Source organism: Sphingobacterium endophyticum (assembly GCF_009733535.1).
Classification (GTDB): Bacteria; Bacteroidota; Bacteroidia; order Sphingobacteriales; family Sphingobacteriaceae; genus Sphingobacterium; species Sphingobacterium endophyticum.
Genome location: NZ_SMMI01000007.1, coordinates 169,554 through 192,600, shown reverse-complemented (window position 1 = coordinate 192,600; position 23,047 = coordinate 169,554). Strand labels below are relative to the sequence as shown.

At 35.9% G+C, this 23,047-nt stretch carries 20 protein-coding genes and 1 riboswitch; of the genes, 11 read left to right on the top strand and 9 right to left on the bottom strand.

Annotated elements, in window-relative coordinates; translation table 11 throughout:
* Positions 1-28: 28 nt before the first annotated feature.
* Positions 29-127, top strand: a riboswitch (TPP riboswitch).
* A gap of 59 nt (positions 128-186) precedes the next feature.
* The 7 genes from thiS to E0Y80_RS11190 are packed head-to-tail and all read left to right on the top strand — an operon-like array spanning position 187 to position 6,044.
* Complete coding sequence (gene thiS / locus E0Y80_RS11220; RefSeq protein ID WP_156307754.1) at positions 187-393, top strand: sulfur carrier protein ThiS; 207 nt, start codon at positions 187-189, stop codon at positions 391-393.
* An 18-nt stretch (positions 394-411) separates the two neighbouring features.
* Positions 412-2,223: a phosphomethylpyrimidine synthase ThiC gene (thiC, locus tag E0Y80_RS11215; RefSeq protein ID WP_156307753.1), complete on the top strand. Its 1,812-nt coding sequence runs from the start codon at positions 412-414 to the stop codon at positions 2,221-2,223.
* Positions 2,220-2,816: a thiamine phosphate synthase gene (locus E0Y80_RS11210; protein WP_156307752.1), complete on the top strand. Its 597-nt coding sequence runs from the start codon at positions 2,220-2,222 to the stop codon at positions 2,814-2,816. Before thiC ends, E0Y80_RS11210 begins: the two co-directional genes overlap by 4 nt.
* The gene (locus tag E0Y80_RS11205) at positions 2,813-3,460 is read left to right on the top strand and encodes a thiamine phosphate synthase (protein WP_156307751.1); all 648 of its coding nucleotides are present in this window, start codon (positions 2,813-2,815) and stop codon (positions 3,458-3,460) included. Before E0Y80_RS11210 ends, E0Y80_RS11205 begins: the two co-directional genes overlap by 4 nt.
* On the top strand, positions 3,432-4,205 hold the full coding sequence (locus tag E0Y80_RS11200) for a thiazole synthase (protein WP_156307750.1): 774 nt from the start codon (positions 3,432-3,434) through the stop codon (positions 4,203-4,205). Before E0Y80_RS11205 ends, E0Y80_RS11200 begins: the two co-directional genes overlap by 29 nt.
* 3 nt (positions 4,206-4,208) lie before the next feature.
* Positions 4,209-5,327: a 2-iminoacetate synthase ThiH gene (thiH, locus tag E0Y80_RS11195; protein WP_156307749.1), complete on the top strand. Its 1,119-nt coding sequence runs from the start codon at positions 4,209-4,211 to the stop codon at positions 5,325-5,327.
* A gap of 18 nt (positions 5,328-5,345) precedes the next feature.
* Positions 5,346-6,044: a HesA/MoeB/ThiF family protein gene (locus E0Y80_RS11190; protein WP_156307748.1), complete on the top strand. Its 699-nt coding sequence runs from the start codon at positions 5,346-5,348 to the stop codon at positions 6,042-6,044.
* Between the two features lie 26 nt (positions 6,045-6,070).
* Here E0Y80_RS11190 and E0Y80_RS11185 read toward each other — a convergent pair whose 3' ends face one another.
* Positions 6,071-7,492, bottom strand: a complete 1,422-nt coding sequence (locus tag E0Y80_RS11185) for an RtcB family protein (RefSeq protein WP_156307747.1) — start codon at positions 7,490-7,492, stop codon at positions 6,071-6,073.
* An 83-nt stretch (positions 7,493-7,575) separates the two neighbouring features.
* Complete coding sequence (locus E0Y80_RS11180; protein WP_156307746.1) at positions 7,576-8,673, bottom strand: slipin family protein; 1,098 nt, start codon at positions 8,671-8,673, stop codon at positions 7,576-7,578.
* 805 nt (positions 8,674-9,478) lie between these two features.
* On the opposite strand from E0Y80_RS11180, the gene E0Y80_RS11175 reads away from it, so the two are divergent.
* The 3 genes from E0Y80_RS11175 to E0Y80_RS11165 all read left to right on the top strand — a co-directional run bounded on the left by E0Y80_RS11175 (position 9,479) and on the right by E0Y80_RS11165 (position 11,802).
* Positions 9,479-10,534: a helix-turn-helix transcriptional regulator gene (locus E0Y80_RS11175; RefSeq protein ID WP_156307745.1), complete on the top strand. Its 1,056-nt coding sequence runs from the start codon at positions 9,479-9,481 to the stop codon at positions 10,532-10,534.
* Positions 10,535-10,603: 69 nt separating this feature from the next.
* Entirely contained in the window at positions 10,604-11,260 is a 657-nt protein-coding gene (locus E0Y80_RS11170; RefSeq protein ID WP_156307744.1) for a TetR/AcrR family transcriptional regulator, read from the top strand.
* A complete protein-coding gene (locus E0Y80_RS11165; protein WP_156307743.1) occupies positions 11,257-11,802 on the top strand; it encodes a GNAT family N-acetyltransferase in 546 nt (181 codons plus the stop codon). The genes E0Y80_RS11170 and E0Y80_RS11165 overlap by 4 nt, the downstream gene beginning before the upstream one ends.
* A gap of 46 nt (positions 11,803-11,848) precedes the next feature.
* Here E0Y80_RS11165 and E0Y80_RS11160 read toward each other — a convergent pair whose 3' ends face one another.
* Both E0Y80_RS11160 and E0Y80_RS11155 read right to left on the bottom strand, forming a co-directional pair.
* Positions 11,849-14,215: a M1 family metallopeptidase gene (locus E0Y80_RS11160; RefSeq protein ID WP_156307742.1), complete on the bottom strand. Its 2,367-nt coding sequence runs from the start codon at positions 14,213-14,215 to the stop codon at positions 11,849-11,851.
* Positions 14,212-14,787 (bottom strand): HupE/UreJ family protein, encoded by a 576-nt coding sequence (locus E0Y80_RS11155; RefSeq protein WP_156307741.1) that lies wholly within the window; start codon positions 14,785-14,787, stop codon positions 14,212-14,214. The genes E0Y80_RS11160 and E0Y80_RS11155 overlap by 4 nt, the downstream gene beginning before the upstream one ends.
* A 113-nt stretch (positions 14,788-14,900) precedes the next feature.
* On the opposite strand from E0Y80_RS11155, the gene E0Y80_RS11150 reads away from it, so the two are divergent.
* A complete protein-coding gene (locus E0Y80_RS11150; RefSeq protein ID WP_156307740.1) occupies positions 14,901-15,407 on the top strand; it encodes a DUF6702 family protein in 507 nt (168 codons plus the stop codon).
* Between the two features lie 362 nt (positions 15,408-15,769).
* Here E0Y80_RS11150 and E0Y80_RS11145 read toward each other — a convergent pair whose 3' ends face one another.
* The 5 genes from E0Y80_RS11145 to fucP form a co-directional block, all read right to left on the bottom strand.
* Positions 15,770-16,660: an AraC family transcriptional regulator gene (locus E0Y80_RS11145; protein WP_156307739.1), complete on the bottom strand. Its 891-nt coding sequence runs from the start codon at positions 16,658-16,660 to the stop codon at positions 15,770-15,772.
* 252 nt (positions 16,661-16,912) lie between these two features.
* Entirely contained in the window at positions 16,913-17,908 is a 996-nt protein-coding gene (locus tag E0Y80_RS11140) for a LacI family DNA-binding transcriptional regulator (RefSeq protein ID WP_156307738.1), read from the bottom strand.
* 40 nt (positions 17,909-17,948) lie between these two features.
* The gene (locus E0Y80_RS11135; RefSeq protein ID WP_156307737.1) at positions 17,949-20,027 is read right to left on the bottom strand and encodes a hypothetical protein; all 2,079 of its coding nucleotides are present in this window, start codon (positions 20,025-20,027) and stop codon (positions 17,949-17,951) included.
* Between the two features lie 7 nt (positions 20,028-20,034).
* On the bottom strand, positions 20,035-21,699 hold the full coding sequence (locus E0Y80_RS11130; protein ID WP_156307736.1) for a ribulokinase: 1,665 nt from the start codon (positions 21,697-21,699) through the stop codon (positions 20,035-20,037).
* A 13-nt stretch (positions 21,700-21,712) separates the two neighbouring features.
* Positions 21,713-23,047, bottom strand: a complete 1,335-nt coding sequence (fucP, locus tag E0Y80_RS11125; protein ID WP_156307735.1) for an L-fucose:H+ symporter permease — start codon at positions 23,045-23,047, stop codon at positions 21,713-21,715.

Here is a 23,047-nt window from a genome sequence, read left to right as displayed (position 1 = left end):
CTTTTAGTTAATCATATTCATTAACTTGCCCCTGCTTTAGGGGTGTCTGCAATTGTTGCAGGCTGAGATTTTACCCTTACAACCTGATCTAGATCATACTAGCGTAGGGAAAAGTAAAATGTCTTCATGGGTGTTCTGTACCTATTGTCGCCATTCCTAAAGCTTCTTTGCTTAAACTAATTTGGAATGGTACTTAAAATCAATCAACAATTAATAAACTTTGCATTTCCACCGAAAAACTTAGCGGAACTTATTCTATTGGAGCTGAAAGGCAAAACCAAAGGAATTGCTATTGCCCTTAACAATCAAGTTATCCCTCAGGATAGTTGGTCAACTACCCTACTCTCAGAAAATGATTCTATTTTAATAATTACAGCTACCCCAGGTGGATAACAGAAAATATTTAAAGACATGACAGACCAAAAAATCACAACAAACCCCTTCCCAAATTCCAGGAAAGTTTTTATCCCCGGAAATATCCATCCCATTCAAGTAGCAATGAGGGAAATAACCTTAAGCCCTACCAAGCTGAGCAATGGAGGTTTTGAGATAAATCCTCCCATCACAATATATGACACTTCAGGGCCATATACGGATGAAACCTCAGATATTGATATTCGTAATGGAATAGATAGAATTAGAGATCAGTGGATTTTGGACCGAGAAGATGTGGACGTTTTGGAGGAAATAAGTTCATCCTATGGCCTACAAAGATTAAAAGACAGCAGCTTGGACAAACTCAGGTTTTCATATAACCACAAGCCTAAAAGAGCCAAGTTAGGTAACATCGTTACTCAATTACACTATGCTAAAAATGGGATTATTACTCCTGAAATGGAGTATGTAGCAATCCGTGAGAATCAGAAGAATGATCAGTTAGCACATGCTACAAAAGGAATGGCACAACAACATGCTGGAGAAAGTTTTGGTGCCAATACTCCTAAATACATTAGTCCAGAATTTGTCCGTCAAGAAATTGCAGCTGGCCGTGCAATCATTCCAAACAACATTAATCACCCTGAAAGTGAACCCATGATTATAGGCCGTAATTTTTTGGTTAAGATAAATGCGAACATTGGAAATAGTGCCGTAAGCTCCAGCATTGAGGAAGAGGTTGAAAAGGCCGTCTGGGCATGCCGATGGGGAGCTGATACAATTATGGACCTTTCCACTGGAAAAAACATTCATGAAACTAGAGAATGGATCATTCGAAATTCTCCTGTTCCAATTGGAACTGTCCCTATTTATCAGGCATTGGAAAAAGTAAAAGGCGTACCTGAGGACCTTACTTGGGAGATATTTAAAGATACTTTAATTGAACAGGCAGAACAAGGCGTTTCTTATTTTACAATCCATGCAGGGGTATTATTAAGATACAATCACCTGACTGCCAAGAGAGTTACCGGGATAGTTTCTCGCGGGGGTTCTATCATGGCTAAATGGTGTTTATATCATCATAAGGAAAACTTTTTATACACGCACTTCGAAGACATCTGCCAAATCATGAAACAATATGATGTTGCTTTCTCATTAGGTGATGGGTTAAGACCCGGTTCCATTGCGGACGCCAATGATGAGGCACAATTTGCAGAATTGGAGACCCTAGGTGAGTTAACAAAAATAGCATGGAAACATGATGTTCAAGTTATGATAGAAGGCCCTGGACATGTTCCAATGCACATGATTAAAGAAAACATGGAAAAGCAGTTGAAAGAATGTGATGAGGCTCCCTTTTATACTTTAGGACCACTTACTACTGATATTGCTCCAGGATATGACCACATTACTTCTGCCATAGGTGCAGCAATGATAGGTTGGTATGGATGTGCCATGCTATGTTATGTTACACCAAAAGAACACCTTGGACTTCCCAATAAAAAAGATGTAAAGGATGGGGTAATTACCTATAAGTTGGCAGCTCACGCAGCTGATTTGGCAAAAGGCCACCCTGGAGCACAATATAGAGACAATGCCCTCAGCAAAGCTCGCTTCGAATTTAGATGGGAAGACCAATTCAATTTATCCCTTGACCCAGATACCGCTAGATCGTTCCATGATGAAACCCTGCCTGCTGATGCTGCCAAAGTTGCTCACTTTTGCTCCATGTGTGGACCCAAATTTTGTTCAATGAAAATTACCCAGGAAATCAGGGACGCAACAGAAGAAGGAATGTTAGAAAAATCAAAAGAATTTATTGAAAAAGGGAAAGAAATTTACTTATGATCATAGTCATTTCCCCTGAAAAAACTATTAAGAATGAAATAAATCATGTAAAAACCATGTTAGATCATGGTCTTGATTTATTTCATTTTAGAAAATATGGAATGGAAAAAGATGATGCAATAAACTACCTCGCTCAATTTAACCTACATTATTTTGACCGAATAGTCCTTCATACCCATCATTATTTAATTGAGCATTTTAGTATTAATAGGCTTCATTTTAATTCAATGGCCAGAGTAAACAATGAATACAAAGGACACATTGAACAATATGCTCTTTCAACCTCCACACATAGTATATCAGAATTTAATAATATGGGATCAGAATGGGATTATGCATTTATTAGCCCATTGTTTCCCAGCATTTCTAAACCCGGATATGGAAATCAAAGCCATTTGATGGAACAATTAATTTCCATCAGTAATAAAGATGTTCGTGCCGTAGGTTTAGGTGGGATTCATAAAGATAACATAGCTACAGTATTACAAAACAATCTTTCTGTTGCTTTAATGGGTTCAATTTGGAGTCAATCGAATCCATCTGACTACTTTTTATCATGTAAAAAATCTGCCGACTGCCTTTATAAAATATGAAAGAGCTAACACGAATACAATATATATCCAGTGGAAAAAGCCTGACTGAACAGGAAAAAAATATTAAAACAGCGTTGGATGCTGGAGTTTCTTGGGTTCAATTACGATGGAAAAATTTCAGTAGCTATAAAGAGCTATTAAAATTGGCCTCTCTAACTAAAGATCTCTGTAAATCCTACAAATCGACCTATATTATTAATGATCATATAGACTTAGCTAAAGATCTCGATTCGGATGGGGTCCATTTAGGATTAAAAGACGAATCTGTTTTCCAAGCTAGGTTGACATTAGGAACAGAAAAAATTATTGGAGGAACAGCAAATTCCTATCCCGATATTTTACAGCGGAATCGCGAGGGATGCAACTACATAGGACTTGGACCATTGCGTTTTACAACAAATAAAGAAAACTTAAGTCCAATTTTGGGACTTGAGGGCTACCAAAATATGACATCCATACTACGCGAAGATAGAATCAAATCCGTTCCAATATTTGCAATTGGAGGTGTTAACAAAAACGATATTCCAGCTTTAATTGAAGCTGATATTTATGGTGTTGCTATTTCTAGCAGCATTAATAATCATCCAAGTTCTATATCCATTATGAAAAATTATTATGAAGAATCTACTCAAAATAGCAGATAAGACCTTTCAGTCAAGATTGTTTTTAGGTACGGGAAAATTTGGAGACTTGGAACAGATGTCAAAATCCATACAGGTCTCTGGCAGTGAGTTGGTAACATTGGCATTAAAACGAATAGACCATCAGTCCGGCCACGATCTTTTACTTGATTCAATAAGCTTAGAAAATATTAATCTACTACCCAACACTTCAGGTGCAAGAAATGCCAAGGAAGCTATTTTAGCAGCTCAGCTTTCTCGGGAAGCTTTTGAAACAAATTGGGTAAAACTGGAGATCCATCCAGACCCAAGGTATTTACTTCCAGACCCAATTGAAACCTTAGTTGCTACAGAAGAATTGGCTAAACTTGGCTTCGTTGTTTTGCCATATATTCATGCAGACCCTGTATTATGCAAAAAATTGGAAGAAGCAGGCACTGCAGCTGTGATGCCACTAGCCTCTCCTATAGGCAGTAATAAAGGATTGAAAACAATTGATTTTCTGGAAATTATCATAGATCAGGCTAAGGTTCCGGTTGTGGTTGATGCGGGTATTGGCAGTCCATCGGATGCTGCAAAAGCGATGGAAATTGGCGCCGATGCTGTACTTGTTAATACTGCTATTGCTACCGCAACAAACCCAATAAAAATGGCTGAAGCATTTAAACTTGCTGTAATTTCCGGAAGAATAGCATTTGAATCGGGGCTCTCTATTCAAAACCAACATGCTATTGCTTCTTCTCCCCTAACCTCATTTTTACTGGATTAATTTATGGACATTAAGACTTATTTAAATCAGATTAGTTGGTCTGAAGTTCAAGAAAAAATTAAGAACTGTACAGCATTTGATGTTGAAGTATCCTTAAAACGAACTAAAAAAAATACTTATGATTTTTTGAATCTGATTTCTCCGGCCGCCGAAAACTTCCTTGAAGAAATGGCTACCCTAAGCCAGAAATTAACCCAGCAGCGGTTCGGAAAAACCATTCAATTATTTGCACCAATGTACTTGAGCAATGAATGTCAAAACATTTGTACTTATTGCGGCTTCAGTATGGACAATAAAATCAAAAGAAAGACCCTTAGTAATACGGAAATTATTATTGAAGCTATGACATTAAAAGATATGGGTGTAAATCATATTTTACTGGTTTCTGGTGAAGCTAATAAAATCGTAGACACCCCGTATTTTCTTAATGCAATTCAACTTCTGAAACCCTATTTTGCCAACATTTCAATCGAAGTTCAGCCCTTATCAGAAGAGGACTATCGGCTATTACATATAGCAGGGGTACATTCGGTATTAGTTTATCAAGAAACCTATCATGAGGAAGTTTACAAATCCTATCATCCAAAGGGGAAAAAATCAAATTTCAATTACAGGTTAGATACGCCAGAAAGAATTGGAAATGCAGGAATACACAAGATTGGAATGGGTGTCTTATTAGGCTTGGAAGACTGGCGGATTGATAGTTTCTATAATGCAATGCATCTAGAATATATGCATCGCACCTATTGGCAGACCAAATATTCTGTTTCATTCCCCCGATTAAGGCCAGCGGAAGGATTTGTTGAGTCAAATTTTATAATGGAGGACAAGCATCTTCTTCAGTTAATTTGTGCTTATAGAATCTGGAATCCAGATCTGGAAATTTCCATATCAACGCGTGAGAATGAAAACTTCCGAAATCACATCATAGGATTGGGTGCTACAACAATGAGCGCGGCATCTAAAACGAATCCTGGAGGATATGCCGTTGACCCCCAATCTTTAGAGCAGTTTGAAATTTCGGATGAAAGATCAATGGACGAGATCAAAAAGAGGATCATCTCTCATGGATATGACCCAATCATGAAAGATTGGGATATATGTTTTTCGTCAACTCAATAAATTTTACAACTTTTGGGTATGGACTTTAAGCGTTATAGCAGACAAATATTTATGGAAGAAGTCTCCATTGAAGGACAACGTAAAATAAATACCGCAAAGGTGCTAATTATAGGGGCGGGTGGCTTAGGATCTCCTGTAATTCAATATTTAGCCGCTGCGGGAGTGGGAAAGTTGGGGGTTGTTGACTTTGACGACTTAGAAATCCATAACCTCAATAGGCAGGTAATTCACCAAGAGAAGTTTATTGGACAGCCAAAAGTTGAGAGCGCCAGGAATTTCATAGACGAATTTAATTCCAGCATTGAATTTATTCCAATCCATGAAAAATTGGTTGCAACGAATATCCAAGATCTTTTTGAAGGATATGATCTTATTGTGGATTGTTCAGATAATTTTGACACCCGCTATTTAATCAATGACTTTTGTGTCAAATTAAAAATACCCCTAGTTTACGGAAGTATATTTTCTTTTGAAGGTCAGGTAGCAATATTCAATTATAAAGGAAGTAAATCCCTAAGAGATCTATTTCCTGAAGCTCCAAAAGATGAGGATATACAAAATTGTGACCAATTCGGTGTGCTTGGTGCATTACCCGGAATCGTTGGAAGCATGATGGCTATGTTAGCTTTAAAAGTTATCATCGAACTTCCAGTGCAAAGCAACCTATTGACAATAATAGATTGCTATGAATGGAAATTCACTCAAATAAAATTTTAAAGGTAGATTTTAATGTGACCAATTACTTAATCTTCTTTTGAACCATCATCCGCCATTCTTACGATTTTTGGATGAAAACTAGCCACGACGTCTACAAGGTCGGTTTGAGCCTTCATTACAGTGTGAATATCTTTATATGCCATTGGAGCTTCATCCAAGTCAGCACCAATTAACGTAATACCCAAATCTTCCAATTGTTTATTTACATCATTCCTAGAAAGGGTTTTTATTGCCATTGTTCTGCTCATTAATCTACCTGCCCCATGTGATGCCGAATTAATAGCTTTGGCCTGACCTTTACCTCTCACCAAGAAACCGGCAGTAGCCATTGATCCCGGAATGATACCCATTACACCTTCTGCTGCCGGTGTCGCTCCTTTCCGATGGACTATAACTTCTTCTCCTTTCCAAAATTCTTTCCACGCAAAATTATGATGGTTCTCAATTTTTGCCAATCGTTCTGCGCCAAGCTCTGTCAAAACTTTTTCATGAATCACCTCATGGCAAGCTGAAGCATAATCTCCTGCCAAATTCATTGCTAACCAATATTCTTGCCCTTCCGCTGAATCCAAATCAAAGTAGGCTAAATGCTTCGCTTCGTAAGGAAGCTTACACATTTCCATCGCAATCTTGGTATATTTACCTGCAATAGTAGCTCCCAAACCTCTCGATCCAGAATGAGTCAATAGTGCCAAATAACTCCCTTTTGCTATTCCTAATTCAACATCATTTTCCTTGAATTCCATCATTCCAAACTCAACAAAATGATTACCTCCTCCAGATGAACCTAGTTGAGTCCAAGCTTTATCCTTCAATGATTTTACCAGATCATTCTCCTGAAAAAGTGAATTTTCTAAAACTTCATGATCCAAACGCTCATGTTTTAAAAATCCATTTCCCGCTCCAAATCGGGTTGTTTTTAAAACTATCCTTTTCAGCTCCTCCCGATTAGTTTCGATATAGGATGAAGGTAAGTCGAAAATAGATAATGCCATTCGACATCCAATATCAACCCCAACTGCATATGGAATAATGGAATTATTTGTCGCCAAAACTCCGCCGATAGGAAGACCATAGCCTTGATGCGCATCTGGCATCAATGCTCCTCCAACGGTTATTGGCAATTTCATCGCGGTATTCATCTGTTTCCTGGCTCCTTCCTCGATATGCTCCTCCCCATAAATCTGATAAGGCTCTATCTCCGTTTTTAGCTTAATATATTCTTTTTCCAATCGAGTAACATTTAACAACATTTTGGATAGCGATGCAAAATTTTTATCTTCTAAATACCCCTCTGGATTCTCTAAGACTTCCTTAAATTTTTGAAGCATTTCTTCCCGATTAAATCCTAATCTTTTTTTATTGATCTGTAAGGCAACACCTAATGCTTCATTCTCTTTATATCCTATGGCAATTAAATCATTACCATTAATCCTTCTGTTTTCCATTTCTAATTAATTTATTAAAATTTTCTCAAATCTGATTTCTTAATAATAGCAGCAGAACCATTTTATTCTGCTGCACATCTTTTTTATTTATGTAAAAACAATTGTTTCAATTGATCCACAATCTGACCATTCCCTGAAACTGAAATGTTATTGATTTTTTCAGCAATCTTCTCAACGTACTCCATCTCTTTCAGTCTGAAAAGCATAGCATTTTCTTCCAATAACTTGGCTGTATTCATTAAACTTCTAGTGGAAGCCGTCTCTTCCCTTCGAGTTATGATATTGGCTTGCGCCCTCTTTTCAGCAACCAAAACCTGATTCATGATATCTCTTATCTCTCCCGGCAGGATTATATCTTTTACACCTGCTGAAATTAAGTTCAACCCTAATCTTTCAGCTTTTTCTACATTATCGTTCAATATATATTCGGAAAGGCTATCCTTATTTTCTAACAAATTATCTAGGGTATAATTTCCAACATAAGATCTTATAGCCATTTGCATCAAACAATACAACTGATTTATATATTCAACATTTTCTATTAATGCTATTCTAATATCAACCACCTTGAACTGAAGATTAAAGTTTAACCTGACCTGAACTTTATCTTTCGTTAAGATTTCTTGACCTTGGATTTCCATCTGTTGTATTCTGCTGTCAATCGTTCTTACATTAATAGAATTGAACATGTTCCAAAAAAAGTATTCACCAGTTTTTAATTCTTTGACGAATTCTCCATTTACAAAAAGCAATGCGTTTTGATAAACTTCAACTTGAAAATTGGATAAAAACTTCTTGAAAACATTTGCCTTCAAATACGCTTTGCTGATTGTTTCTGGAACTTCATAATGCTCCATGTTTTCAATTTGAAAGCGATATTCATTCATTCCCTTCCAGAAAACATGCCTTCCTGCCTCTAATAAGAATTTGAAATGATTATTGACAAATACTAAACAAACCTCAGTATCCATTACTTCTACAACTTCCACAAGTGCTTTGAATTCTGGAATAGTTAACAAAACATCAATGTCATGATTCACGTTGAAAGATTCTGCCATATCATAGATTTTCAAGGTTTCTCTAAATCCTAACCAATAGGACCCTTCAGTCAACACACGTTTTACAACGTTGTTCTTAACTACCATACCTGCTTCATTTTTGTTAATTACTATCCTTTTCATAGCTATTATTTATTTTATCATTATTGAATTATACAATCAAAAAGCATTTGTTCCATATTCATCAGTTCAGATCGGAATCTTAAGGTAGTTCTAAAACATTTGGAAAATTTTTTCTAATTCATTGGCTCTTCATTTTTGATCAATGGGGATTAGAAAATGGTTTTCCTTTGTTTTAGGTCTAGCAAAAAACTACAAAGATTGTCACCAATTGCCTCTGGTTAATTTTACCTAGACCGAATACGGAACGAATTGCTTCTGATCTTTTTAGAGAAGATCAAACTCTAATTAGGACGTATAAAACGTCGGTCAACAGAAAAATGTTGAGAGGAATACTCCTCGGATTTGTTATTCAGCCATTGAATTACACTGAAGAATCAGTGACAGGATTCGAACCTGCAACACACAAATTATGATCTATAAAATTTCATTCCTATCAGGATACTTTTGCTATTTAAGCAAAGCACTACCCTGCTATACAGAAACAGGTGACTTGAATAGTAAATCCATATTATAGAACATATATCCATACGGATATATATCGTTATAAAAAGCTTTCGCTTGATTAATCAAAGAACAATGTCATTTCCGACAACACAAAGATGCAAGCGACCCTACGCAATCATAATGCGCAATAAAAAAATAAATAAAAATATTTTTTAAATTCATCATAAACACTTAATAATAAGAGAAATATTTTTATTTTATTTTTATAAATATGTTTTAAATAATGCTATCTACGCAGATTAATTGCGCAGTTGTTTTCATTTAATTAAATTTGAAATATCAATTCATTAGAAATACGAATATGTCCGCAAATAAGCTCGCTTTAATTAGATATAAAATCATCGACCAATGCTTAAGACAAAAGCATAGGAAATGGACTTTAGAAGATTTGATTGAAAAGGTATCTCAAGGACTCTATGAACTTGAGGGAATTAATAATGGAATCAGCAAAAGGACAATACAAGGAGACATTCAACTCATGCGAAGTAATAAGTTAGGGTATAATGCTCCCATTGTTGTCAGAGAGCGACGATATTATTCTTATGAGGACCCGAAATACAGCATCAGCAATTCTCCAATTTCTATTGTTGATATGGAAAAGATGAAAGATGCTGTGGATGTACTTAAACACTTGAATGGTTTTTCTTTTTTTGATGAAATGAGTGATATGATAGTCCGTTTGGAAAGTCACCTATTTTCCAGTTCAACTAATGGAAAGTCGATTGTTCAGATGGAGGGAAATCCATTATTGAAAGGCCTGAAATGGATCAGTCCGATTTATCATGCAATTAAAGAAGAGATTCCTTTATTAATAAAGTATAAATCCTTTAGGTCGCAACAAGCTATTGAAAAGATATATTACCCTTACCTTTTGAAGGAATTCAGGAACCGATGGTTCTTGATCAGCAAACAAAAAAATGGAAGTACAATTATCACACTTGCTTTAGACCGAATCGAAGAAATTGATGAAATGTCAAAAAGTGGTTTTATGCCCCATGTTGGAGTTAGTCTAGATAAATATTTTGAAGATGTCATTGGAGTAACAAAGTCTGAAAGGGACCGCGCTAATAAAGTTTTGTTACAAATAGACAAATCCAATGCACCCTATGTCGAAACAAAACCTTTGCATTCATCACAGCAAATCCTAAATAAAAATGAGGATGGCAGCATAATTATTAGAATTGATGTAATCCTGAATTTGGAATTGGAACGAGAAATACTTGGTTTTGGAGAATGTATTAAGGTTTTAGCTCCATTATCATTACAGAAGCGAATCCAATACAGGCATTTCAAAGCGCTTAATAAATATGTAGAAATAGCATATAAAAAAGTCGAAAAAAAAGATGACAAGAATTAGAATTCTCTCATCTTTCTCTCTAGGGTGTGACTTAATGCGTACATTTAATCATCTATTTTTAAAACAAGAATGAAAAAAATCTACCCTTCGGAAGAGAAATCCAGAAAAGTCACCTCTGGACCTGTTCGTGAAAAGGCCAGAACGATGAATAAAATCATCAATGCTGTTGGAAAAGTATTAAAAAAGCAAGGATATCCAGGTCTTACTATTGCGAATATAGCGTCTGAAGCAAAAGTTGATAGAAAACTGATTTACACCTACTTTGACAATTTAGATAATCTCGTAGAAATTTACATCCAAAAACGTGATTACTGGAAAACAAAGGCAAAAACAACGATTTCTTCCCTGCTGGCAAAAGAAACAATTAGTGAAGAAGAAATGCAGGCATTGCTGATCGGACAATTTGATACGGTTATGAATGATACAATCTTACAGCGGATCCTTCAGTGGGAATTATCCGAAGATAAAGAAATCCTTAGAAAATTAGCTGACCAGCGGGAAGAGATTGGAGAACAATTAATTCAGAAATACGAAAAGGGAAAACCAGGAAATCAGCAGACCGATATCCGAGCGACTTTGGCATTACAGACAGCTGGCCTATATTATCTTGCTATGCATGCCCAGACTAATGGAAGTACATTCTGTGGATTAGACTTAAGTACAGAATCCGATCGGCAGAGAATTGTTCTGGCTTTGAAAAATATTTTGAGCAAAGACCATTCATGAAAAGGATTATTACCATAGCACCTGATTTAACCCTTAAGGCTATTGTTGAAAGTGATGCCATCCGAATGTATAACATCATCGATTCTGAACGTGAATACTTAGGTGAATGGTTACCATTTGTACAATTCACAAATAAAGTAGAGGACAGCAAAGGTTTCGTCGAAATGGCCGTCTTAAATAGAAAATTAAAGAAGGATTATGTGTACAAAATTTGCTTAAATGACCGAATGATAGGATTAATTGGAACTAAGGAAGTTGATCTAATAAATAAAAGTACGGAGATTGGTTATTGGCTTTCCAAAGACTACCAGCAAAAAGGCATTATGACTCGCGCTGTAGATATTTTAATAAATGAACTTTATGATAATCTAAATCTGGAACGTATTCAAATTTGCTGTGCAATAGGTAATGAGAAAAGCATAAATATACCAAAGCGTTTGGGCTTTAAGTTGGAAGGAACCAAAAGAAATGGCGAATGGATTGGCAATTATCAATTTCGAGATCTATTGGTATTCAGTAAATTGAAATCCGAAACGGAATAATAAAACCGATCCTTAAAAAGAATCGGTTTTTTATTTTAATTAACAATTAATTATTGTTTTGATTTCTAGCCTCCTTCATAGGGTTGCTTTCTGCAGATTGTCCACGTACAGCCCTCCCATTTTGTTGGTAAAGCTCAAACCTGGATGGTTGTGATGTCCTTGGCCATGCATTGTTGGATTCATCAATATCAGCTGTTTCTCTCAATGGATCTAACTGAACTGATGCCACCTGTTTATCCTTTGCAAATACTTTAGTAACTTCCTTTTCATTTAATCTCCAAATATATGCAGGAATTCTATCGATTTCTTTGCTCCCATCTGTAAATGTCCACTCTATTATCAATGGCATAACTAACCCACCATTATTTTTAAAGTTAAGCTCATAGAAGGATGTCTTACCGTTAAATATATCCTTCTCTTGATCATTCAGCGTATTATAGAATTGTTGATAACTTACTTCATCAGAAGGCTTTACAGCAAAACGATCCCATTTGTTATAAAAGTCCAATAATGAAGTATCTTTTTCTACAAGAAATGCCATGTTTTCGGCCATATTTCGTTGGCGGGTAATACTGTTCAAATCTTTATCAAAGGCCTCTTTTCTTTGCTTCTGTGTACTTTTAGGTTCAGCACCCGTCATTCTATACTGCGTTACGTTTTCCAAAGAAATTTCTACAGGATCTGTCGTAAAGAACCAACCTCTCCAAAACCAATCTAAATCAACAGCTGATGCGTCTTCCATCGTTCGGAAAAAATCTGCAGGTGTTGGATGCTTAAATTCCCATCGTTTTGCATATTCTTTAAAAGCATAATCAAATAACTCCCTGCCCATGATGGTTTCCCTTAAAATATTTAATGCTGTTGCAGGTTTTGCATATGCATTTGGTCCAAATTGGACAATATTTTCTGAGTTCGTCATAATTGGTTCCAACTGATCTTTCGGCAATCTCATATAATCTGTAATTTTATATGCTGGACCTCGACGAGAAGGAAAATCCTTATCCCACTCCTGTTCTGTTAGATACTGTAGAAATGTATTCAATCCTTCATCCATCCATGTCCACTGCCGTTCATCTGAATTGACAATCATCGGGAAAAAGTTATGGCCAACTTCGTGGATAATTACGCCGATCATACCATATTTAACCGCTTCTGTGTAGGTCCCATCTTCATCCGCACGACCGTAGTTAAAACAAATCATGGGATATTCCATTCCGTTTGCTGCTTCAACTGAAATGGCAACTGGATATGGGTAAGGAACTGAATACTTTGAATAGGTCTTTAATGTATGTGCAACTGCCTTGGTTGAATATTTACGATATAAGGGATAGGCTTCTGGTCCATAATAGGACATAGCTAATGGCTGATTCCCTTCAATACCTTCGTTTACTTTCAATGCGTCCCAAATCAAACGACGGGATGTAACAAAAGCAAAATCTCTTACATTCTTTGCTTCATAAACCCAAGTTTTCTTTGTTGTTGCTTTTTGTTGAATTGCTTTTTTAGCATCATCTAGAGTCACTATTTCAATGGGTTCTTTGGAGTTTTGGGCTTGCTTCCAACGTGCAAGTTGCGTAGAATTCAATACTTGATTGTAATTGATACATTCACCTGTCGCTCCCACAATGTGGTCAGATGGAACTGTAATATTTACTTTATAATCTCCAAAGACTAAGGCAAATTCTCCTCTACCGGTGAATTGCTTATTTTGCCAGCCCTGGAAATCAGAATATACGGCCATGCGAGGAAACCATTGTGCGATGGTATATAAATAATTATTATCCTTTGCAAAATGTTCGTAACCTCCTCGTCCGTGTTCAACCATTCGGTCCGATATCTTATAGTCCCAATCTATTTTGAGTACGATCTTTGCTCCCGGTTTTAAAGGTGTTGGCAAATCTACACGCATCATCGTGTAATTGATTGTATAATCCAATGCTTTATTCGCACCATCCGTTATCTTATGGATATTGACCCCATAGCCTTTCTTTTGTGGGACCATCTCTTTTAGCTCATCCAAAGACATTCTCTCTTGGAGGCTACTCTGATCAAATCTTTTACTCTCAGCTTGGTCAGCATGCTCGTTCTCATCTAGCTGTAACCAAAGATAGCTGAGCGGATCAGGAGAATTATTTGTATAAGTTATGGTTTCAGAGCCTTTTAAGGTTTGATTTTGATCATCAACCTCAACATCGATGACGTAATCAGCTTTTTGCTGCCAATACATGGATCCAGGAGCTCCCGAGGCTGTCCTGAAAATATTCGGATCAGAAAGTAGGTTGCCCAATTGTTCAAACTTATTCCCATGGTTTGAACCAGGGTTATGCTGCATTTGAGCATGTGAAGACTGTAGGCTTACTGATCCTAGCAATGCCAAACAAAGTGATTTGATTAATTGACTATTTGGTTTCATAGTGGAATACGTTCAAGGGCCATAATAAATGAAATACCGATCACAGCAGAAGATAAAAAGAAACTCCAATCTCGATTTGAAACTGCAAAAATCTTAAGCATAAGTTCGGATAATAGAATTACAAAAAAGACAATGATTAACTGTCCGAATTCTAATCCTATATTGAAAGACAGTAATGGCAATACAACATTGGCCTCCTGTCCTAGTAAGGATTGTAAATAATTTGAAAAACCTAATCCATGAATAAGTCCAAAGCAAAGGGTCATCACATATAAAATGTATGGATTGCGTTGCTTCCGCTTTTTTGGTAGGTTATATAATGCTGTAATTAAAATCGTGATTGGAATTAAAAATTCTATCCAACTCGTATCTATTCGAACAATTTTGAATGCAGCTAAAGCCAATGTAATGGAATGTCCTACTGTAAAAGCTGTTACCAACCATAATAGCCGTCTCCAATCTTTTAAGGTATAACTACAACATAGGACTAGTACGAAAAGAATATGATCATAACCAGTTAGGTCTAGAATATGTTGCCAACCAAGTTGAAAATAGATGGAAAAATCACTCATTATTTAGGTTCTTGTAATAAAAACATAACAAAATTAATATTATTTTAATATTGACAAATGCATTTAAAGATTTTAAATAATTTAGCACATAATTGTTGCATAAAAACAGGAAAATGAAATTGAATAAAATAAAAATAGGATTAATATCATTATGTCTATGCATTACATTTTTGGCTTATGCACACCCATTTTATGTTAGTATAACTGCTATAGACTTTAATCCGAGTAAAAAACGAGTAGAAATTTCCTGCCGCCTATTTTATGACGATCTTGAAGTGGCACTTAAAAAACATTCAGGTAAAAAAATAGAGATTATAAACCCAAAAAATAAATCAGTAACTGACTCTGCTATAGCTAGGTACATTCGACAGAACCTTAAGTTAGCTTTAGACAATAAGGATCGAAACTTAAAGTATGTTGGTTATGAAATAGAAGAAGATGTGGCCTGGTGTTATTTCGAGGTTTCAGACATACAGAATATCCATAAGATGGATATAATAAATCAATTGCTTTATAAGGATTTTAAATCCCAATCCAACATCATGCATATCAACGTAAATAACGTTAAGAAAAGTACAAAACTTGATAACCCCAAGAGAATTGCCTCTTTTATTTTTTAAGACTGCATTAAAATATGAAGGGAAAATTGAGTTAGTTGAAAGCGAACTCATTAGAAACACAAAATGCTTTTATCTCAAAAAGCACATCTAATTTTAATTTGGTTTGTTTGTAAGAAGAGTTAACTCTTTTTGTTAACACTTCTATTTTGTGGACTTGGTTGGTTTCCAATAAACCCGACATTCGTTACATAAAATGAAAATGGGTTCTGGATTAATTTTTCTCTTTTTGTTCTTTCTTTTTTAATCATATTATTAACCTTTCTTTTATTGTTTGCTAATAATATAACAAATTCTAAGCCAAAAAACAAATTTTGTTGCTAATAAACAGAATGTTAGACTTTGTCTAGTCATTAATTCCAATCCTATGCCAAATTAACAGCATGTCTATGTAAGAATTCTGACGGAGAGCTATGTAAAATATGTTTAAAAACCCTATTGAAATGAACAACTGTATTAAATCCACATTGGTAAGCAACTTCTGAAATATTCTCCGTGGATTTATTGATCAATAATTGACAGGCTTTTTCAATCCTAATTTCATTTAAAAAAGTAACATACGTTTTCATAGTATGCTTTTTAAAGTATTTACAAAAGGCTGAAGGTGTCATATGAATTAACTTTGCAACCGCATCAATACTGATTTCCTTATTATAATTTTCTAAGGAATATCTTAATACCTCATTAATCCGTACACCGACCTTATCATTGAAATTAGATTCCGGTAGTCCTGAATATAAAGAAATCATCTCTTTTTCATTCGCTATTAAATAATCGAATATTTCTAGAACGCGCATTAATTTCGGCAGGCCGTCTTCTCGTAATAAGGATTGAAAGATTGATCGGATTGGAAGACTGTATTTTTGGAGGAGCTTCTTACTTGAATCTAATAATTTAAAAATATCCCTGATTCTATGTAGCTCCTGCATATTGAAAAATGCTTGCATTTTATCAAAAGCAACAAATATATGCACGACATGTATCTGTTCATCATCCGGTGTCTCCTTAATAAAAATATGGGGATCATTGGCTTTCAGGATATAAATTTCATTTTCAAAGAATGGTTGAATCAAGTTGCCAATAACAACAGAACCGCGACCTTTTAAAATATAGGATATTTGGATTTCTTTGTGCCTATGGTAGTGACTGTAGAATTCATTCCTTAGGTCCTCTTGAATATAAAATGATCCGGCACCAAAGGCAGGCACAGTAAATTCAATCGGATATCTCGATTCCATGGTCTTTAACGCTTCCATACATTCCAATTTTTTTCCCCATTTCGTTGGTTAGACGAACTGAAGAATATGATATTCATAATTTAGTTAAAACAAAAATATCAATTTTTTGGAAATGCATACTATAATTTGAAAATATTATATACTTAAAACTAAACATCCCAAGTATTTCAAGAAATATATTTAATAATTGAAAATTTAAACATCAGAAAATCAAATTCTTATCAAATAAAAAAATATACTCCCAGCCTAAATACGAAATACAATTAAAAATTAGACCATAACTCTTGTTTTGGTTATTAATTCAGAATTTAATACCAGCTGTTGAAGATGTTCTTCTTTCATTTGGTTAAACAAAATGGTAACACTTTCTTTTGCCAATTGCTCAATAGGTTGTTTTACATGAATTATTGGATGGTAGAAGAAATCATATACCTCGCTAAAATCAAAACACATCACATTAAGATCTTGAGGTATTTTAACTTTATGTTGAGTTAAATATTTTAACCCTGCAACTGAAAGGGTATTGGTAGCAAAAACAATAGCATCAGCTTTCTGCTCATTTAAAATAACTTCAATTGTTGAGGCTAGCTCATCATGCTGTTTGCTGAAATTGATTTTATAAACTTGGGAATATATTTCTGATGTAGCATCCAAAAAACCTTGCTCTCGATCTTTCATATGTTGCAGTGTACTATTATATGCTATAAAAGCAAGATTCTTATAGCCCATTCCTAATAAATGGCTTACAGCTTTCTGCATGGATTCTTTATTATCTGTAACTACATAACTTGATTTTACGTGGTCAAAATGTCTATCAATTAAACATATAGGAATTCCCAAAGAAATTATGTACTCTATAGTCTCTTCTGAATGGTCTGGCGGTGAAATGATAAATCCATCTACCTGTCTTTTGATGAAAACTTCGACCAGGTTTTTTAATTTTTCAGGACTCTCATCCGAACTTCCAATAATGGTGGTCAAACCATATTTCCCTGATTCATCCTCAACAGCTCTTGCTATAGACGCAAAAAATGGATTGGAAATATCGGCAACTATAAGTCCGATTGTATTGGTCTTCCCAGTTTTTAAGCTTTTGGCGATGTGGTTGGGTTGGTAATTTAATTCTTTGGCAACTTGTCTTATTTTTTCTGCGGTTTCTTTCCCCACTCTACCCTTTTCTTCATTGCCACTCAATACGTAAGATACCAATGCCGTAGAGACTCCAATCTTCAGCGCAATATCCTTTAATGACACTTTTTTCACCATCTTGTAAATATATTATTTATAGTTTATTAATTTATACTGATTACCTCTTAATAAGCACACTTTCTCCCCAATGATCAATTATTCGATTATAAGCTTCTGCCGCAGCCCCGCTACCCCAATCATAAATGCTGAACTCTCCGATCCCAATCCCATTCGAATCCGTAAAACCATCGTGACCATAGTTTTCCATCATAAATCCGTAATCTTCAACTCCTAAAAACGGCCAGCGCTGTTGCCATTGCTCCTTTGTCTCTTTATTTTCGGGAGTATACATCATCACAAATGATGCTTCTAATGCTGCAATGCCTCTTTCAAGGTAATCCTTACGATCAAGCTTCAACCCATATTCCATAATTAATTCAGCAAATAGGCTTTGCCTAGAATCATTCCATTCTGCATCGCCATTCATAACCCCAAAACCTCCTAAAGCATGGATATAAATAAATAATGGTTGCCACACTGATTGCCACATCAATAATTCGTCTAAAACCCTTTGACCAACTTTTAGATGATGTCTATCTCCTGTCAATTTGAATGCCTCCATCTCTGCTTGAGCAGTATAGAAAATACTCAAAGTGTTCTGCTTATACATATTATTGCGTTTAACCTTTTGGTCTACTAGCGAATCATGACCAAAGCGACTACAAGACCAATAAGTTTCAAAATCCTCCCATTTTCCTGCAGGTATGATTTCTTTTTCGATTATCTGTAATGCTTTGAGAGCCGCAATTTTATATTGTGCTTTTTTTGTAATTTGAAATAGCCTTAATAAAAAGGTTACTGAAAGTGCTGATTCGGGAGATTTGCTCAAAACCTCCATATCTGTTTGTGTGTTCAGATCCAACCATGCTGGAAAATATCCATCCTCACGCTGTACCTTTACTAAGGCATCTGCATAATTCTTCGCGTAATCTAACAACCGCTGATCCTGTTCCAGTTCAGTATACCAATCCAGCATCAGTAGAACCGTATAACTCATGTCCAAGACATGATATGGTGCATGCTTAGCATCCCAAGTAAATGGATTACGGTTGGAATTGCCAAAATACTTTGTCTCCCAACCTGCGGATCGTCTATATTTCTTGCCAGCAACTTCTACATCTACCATTTCAGTCGCAATCAATCCGGGGAAGAATCCATTTTTTTGTGGAAAAGATAAGGCCAATTCCTTTGTCGTTTCAGCATAACGTTTGAGGGAATCTATATTTTTTCGCCTAGCATATCGATACAACCCAGATGCTGACCTAAAAGAGTTAAACCATGCTTGGTTCCAAATTGATCGAAACTCTCTTTCATTGACCTCATTAGGATAGTTTGGACTTTGAGTGACATTCACAATAAATGTAGGAGCTCCCACTTCTATTCCATTGATCTCGAACTGTTGCCATACAGCACCGCGCCAATATTTAAAAGCCCAAGCATAAGTGTTTTCTATATAGGGTTCTAAGTTATTGTTCCTGATTGGCTCTCCTTTTTCAAACAATTTAGATCCCCAATTTTTCCACATAAAACTGTTTATGCGAGCAAATGGATTTTCAAAATCTTCTTCTGCCCTTGATATCATTACATAAAAGGCTAATCGATAAATACCTTTCGAAAATGATGTTATATCTTCTTTTTCATAAAGGACATGTTCAGTAATCTTAGACTTTGAAAATCCCAATGTCAATTTGTTATTGACAGCATCTAAATCCAGATACCAAGGTATTGCCGGCTTCGTTTCTAAAAGTGTCAGATCCGGGACAATTCCTAAATAATATTCCGAATTACTCACTATCAACGCAGGTGACCGAAAAACATGCTGCGCAATAATATGATTTTCTGTAGGTGTTAAATGTGGTGCCCAATGATAAATTGGCTTGAAATCTGGAAATATATTTAAACTTAAATTTTTTAATGGCAAGTCCTTCTTAATATTCCAAATTACCTCAAACCTATACAGATTTGAATCCATTTTTTGGATTTCAATGGTTGGTTTTTTCCCTTCTATTGAGCTGAAGTCAATGCTGGATATAAAGGGATCTAAACTTGTTGGCAGTTTTTGCCCAAGTAATTGGAAGGACCACAAGAGCATCCCAATCCATATTCCCAACATGATACTTTTACTTAAACAGCTCATTTTTAAATTAAATCTTTGCAATAGCACTCCCTAAATCTTGATATTTTTTAAAGCGCAAGTCATATAGTTCTTTTTTTTCTAAACAAGGGGAATACATCTTTTCAAAACCTGACCCCATTTTATCCATGGCTTCCTCGAGGTTATCATAAATCCCTGACGCAGTTGCAGCAAGCATACTCGCTCCCATCGCACATGTTTCTTCTGATCGATGCACTTTAATAGGCCTTTGCAGAATATCAGCTAAAGTCTGCATTACGTAATCCGATTTTTTAGCAATCCCACCGATACCAATTACCCCTTCAATAACCACTCCCTGTGCTTCAACATGTTCCACAATTGCTCTAGACCCAAAGCAGGTAGCCTCTACCAAGGCTTGAAAGATTTGAACTGGTCCTGTGGCAAGTTTTAAATTAATCAAGCCTGCTGTTACTATTGGATCTACATTTGGAGTTCGTCTTCCGTTAAACCAATCCAATGCTAGTTCGGAATCAATTCCTACAGGCTGTTGCTTCGCCAATTCGGAAAGATTTGAAAGTAAATTTTGCTCAAGCTCTTCTTTTAGTTCAAGAACGGCCTGACTACCCGATGATGCAATACCTTTCATGTTATTCCCAATTGGCCACAACAGCAAGTTCTTCAACCAATTATAGACATCTCCAAAAGCAGATTGTCCAGCCTCCAAACCAATGAATTCGGGAACAATAGACCCTTGAACCTGTCCACAAATTCCTTGAATCAATTTATCGCCAAGCATTTTTCTATCGATCACCATCATATCACAAGTGGAGGTACCCATAACTTTACACATATAACCAGGTTGAATTTGAGCGCCTATTGCTCCTACATGCGCATCAATAGCTCCAACTCCAATTAACACCTCCTGAGGAAGTCCTAATACCTCTCTCCATTCCTTGCTTAACTGTCCTACAATTTGGTCTGCAGTATAGACCTCCTTCGATATAGTCTGATAAATTCGATCCAATTTTGGATCTAAATGCATAAAGAATTCAGAAGGCGGATAGCCGCCTAATTCTTGCGACCATAACGCTTTGTGACCAGCGGCACAAACGTTGCGTTTAATTTGGTCCGCATCTTCCATACCTGTCAATAAATAAGGTAACCAATCGCTCTGCTCAATCCAAGAATATGATTCTTGAAAAACTTCATGATCATTCCTCACCAAATAAAGCAACTTTGACCAAAACCATTCTGACGAATAGGCTCCCCCGCAATAACTGAGATAGTTAATCTCAAAATCCAATGCTTTCTCATTAATTTCCTCTACCTCCTTCACTGAACTATGGTCTTTCCATAGGAAAAACATCGCATTTGGATTTTCTGAAAAACGAGCTGTTAGAGCTAATGGTCTACCCTTTTTATCAATAGCTACTGGCGTTGAACCCGTAGAATCAATGGATATTGCTCGAACTCTTAATCTTTTTTCTTCACTAATATTCTTTAAACTCTCCTTTAAACAATCCTCTAGACTTTCTATATAATCTAATGGATGCTGTCGGAATATATTTTGTTTCGGATTACAATATTTACCTTCCTTCCAGCGCTTGAAATAAGATACTGCAGAACTAATTAAGTCCCCATTTTTCGTGTCAACTATAATCGCCCTAGCAGAATCTGTCCCAAAATCTACGCCTATTACATACTCTTGTTCCATGAATTCTTATTTTTTAGTGTACAGGATTTGACATATCGAGATTCCCCTCAACTTTTCCAACTCCCCATATAGCAAATACAGCAATGACAACATAACAAAGAACAGGGATTATAAATCCAGTTGCCATTGAACTATGGTCTGCAATTAACCCCATCAATGGAGGGCAAAATGCTCCTCCTGCAACAGCCATGACTAAAAAGGAAGATCCCTTTTTAGTCAATGTACCAAGATTGTTAATTCCCAGTGCAAAAATGGTAGGAAACATAATCGACATAAAGAAATACGAGAAAAACAAAGCGAAGACAGATATCCAGCCCAAATTCATGAAAACCAAAATGTTTAATATAACATTCATGATAGCATAAAAACCTAAAAGTTTATGCGGAGCAATAAATTTCATGAGGTATGAACCCGTCAATCGACCGATCCAAAATGCCCCCATACCTCCAATTGCTAAAATAAGTGAAGCAGCTTGTTCGTCATTTTTAGGCATAAAAAACTCCCCGAACGTCCCCAAATTACTCATGATGTTGGAAATTGGAGTCTTTAAGTCATGAATAGCGTCAATTACATAGTTTATAAAAAAGGAATTTGTTCCTGTCTGAGCGGCCACATATAGAAATTGTGCAATTACCGCAAAAATAAATACAGGATGTTTTAACAAATTACGCATTGGTGGATTCTCATCATTCTCTCCAGCTTCTTTTTTTTCCTTAATTTCTGGAAGCTTTATGATTAAAAAAACTATGATTACCAATATAACCACACACCCAATTCCAATGTATGGCTTTACCAATGAATCAAATTTATCATGCTCACCTTCGGCTTGTGTCCCGAAAATCATTAATCCACCAATCAAAGGTCCTAATATCCATCCCAATCCATTAAATGATTGCGAAATATTAATTCTTCTTGCAGCTCCCTCTTTTGAACCTAGTACAATGGAGTATGGGTTTGCAGCGGTTTCTAGAAAAGCTAAACCACAGGCAATAACAAAGAGGGCTGTTAAGAAAGGAATGAATGAAGCCAATTTTGCCGCCGGATAGAACATAAATGCTCCTGCTGCAAATAAGGTCAACCCTAAAACAATGCCTTTCTGATAGCCATGTTTTTTAATAAATAGGCCGGCAGGAATGGCCATCGCCAAATATCCAATATAAAGTGAAAACTGAACAAATCCGGATTGTGCTTTGGATACATGCAACAGATCTTGAAAATGCTTATCGAGCACATCCAAAAAGCCATGTGCAAAACCCCATAGTAAAAACAGGCTACAGATAAATAAGAATGGAACTAATAGATAATTTCCTTCATCGTCGCGAAAAAGCGATTTCTTCTTTGTGTCCAT

Bases quoted from the DNA above. Each gene is read 5' to 3' on its own strand.
- E0Y80_RS11130 (WP_156307736.1), bottom strand. From the start codon at position 21,699: ATGGAACAAGAGTATGTAATAGGCGTAGATTTTGGGACAGATTCTGCT.
- E0Y80_RS11205 (WP_156307751.1), top strand. From the start codon at position 2,813: ATGAAAGAGCTAACACGAATACAATATATATCCAGTGGAAAAAGCCTG.
- E0Y80_RS11140 (WP_156307738.1), bottom strand. From the start codon at position 17,908: ATGGTGAAAAAAGTGTCATTAAAGGATATTGCGCTGAAGATTGGAGTC.
- E0Y80_RS11180 (WP_156307746.1), bottom strand. From the start codon at position 8,673: ATGAAAAGGATAGTAATTAACAAAAATGAAGCAGGTATGGTAGTTAAG.
- E0Y80_RS11150 (WP_156307740.1), top strand. From the start codon at position 14,901: ATGAAATTGAATAAAATAAAAATAGGATTAATATCATTATGTCTATGC.
- E0Y80_RS11145 (WP_156307739.1), bottom strand. From the start codon at position 16,660: ATGGAAGCGTTAAAGACCATGGAATCGAGATATCCGATTGAATTTACT.
- E0Y80_RS11165 (WP_156307743.1), top strand. From the start codon at position 11,257: ATGAAAAGGATTATTACCATAGCACCTGATTTAACCCTTAAGGCTATT.
- E0Y80_RS11185 (WP_156307747.1), bottom strand. From the start codon at position 7,492: ATGGAAAACAGAAGGATTAATGGTAATGATTTAATTGCCATAGGATAT.
- fucP (WP_156307735.1), bottom strand. From the start codon at position 23,047: ATGGACACAAAGAAGAAATCGCTTTTTCGCGACGATGAAGGAAATTAT.
- thiC (WP_156307753.1), top strand. From the start codon at position 412: ATGACAGACCAAAAAATCACAACAAACCCCTTCCCAAATTCCAGGAAA.
- E0Y80_RS11155 (WP_156307741.1), bottom strand. From the start codon at position 14,787: ATGAGTGATTTTTCCATCTATTTTCAACTTGGTTGGCAACATATTCTA.
- E0Y80_RS11175 (WP_156307745.1), top strand. From the start codon at position 9,479: ATGTCCGCAAATAAGCTCGCTTTAATTAGATATAAAATCATCGACCAA.
- E0Y80_RS11200 (WP_156307750.1), top strand. From the start codon at position 3,432: ATGAAGAATCTACTCAAAATAGCAGATAAGACCTTTCAGTCAAGATTG.
- E0Y80_RS11210 (WP_156307752.1), top strand. From the start codon at position 2,220: ATGATCATAGTCATTTCCCCTGAAAAAACTATTAAGAATGAAATAAAT.
- thiH (WP_156307749.1), top strand. From the start codon at position 4,209: ATGGACATTAAGACTTATTTAAATCAGATTAGTTGGTCTGAAGTTCAA.
- thiS (WP_156307754.1), top strand. From the start codon at position 187: ATGGTACTTAAAATCAATCAACAATTAATAAACTTTGCATTTCCACCG.
- E0Y80_RS11190 (WP_156307748.1), top strand. From the start codon at position 5,346: ATGGACTTTAAGCGTTATAGCAGACAAATATTTATGGAAGAAGTCTCC.
- E0Y80_RS11170 (WP_156307744.1), top strand. From the start codon at position 10,604: ATGAAAAAAATCTACCCTTCGGAAGAGAAATCCAGAAAAGTCACCTCT.
- E0Y80_RS11135 (WP_156307737.1), bottom strand. From the start codon at position 20,027: ATGAGCTGTTTAAGTAAAAGTATCATGTTGGGAATATGGATTGGGATG.
- E0Y80_RS11160 (WP_156307742.1), bottom strand. From the start codon at position 14,215: ATGAAACCAAATAGTCAATTAATCAAATCACTTTGTTTGGCATTGCTA.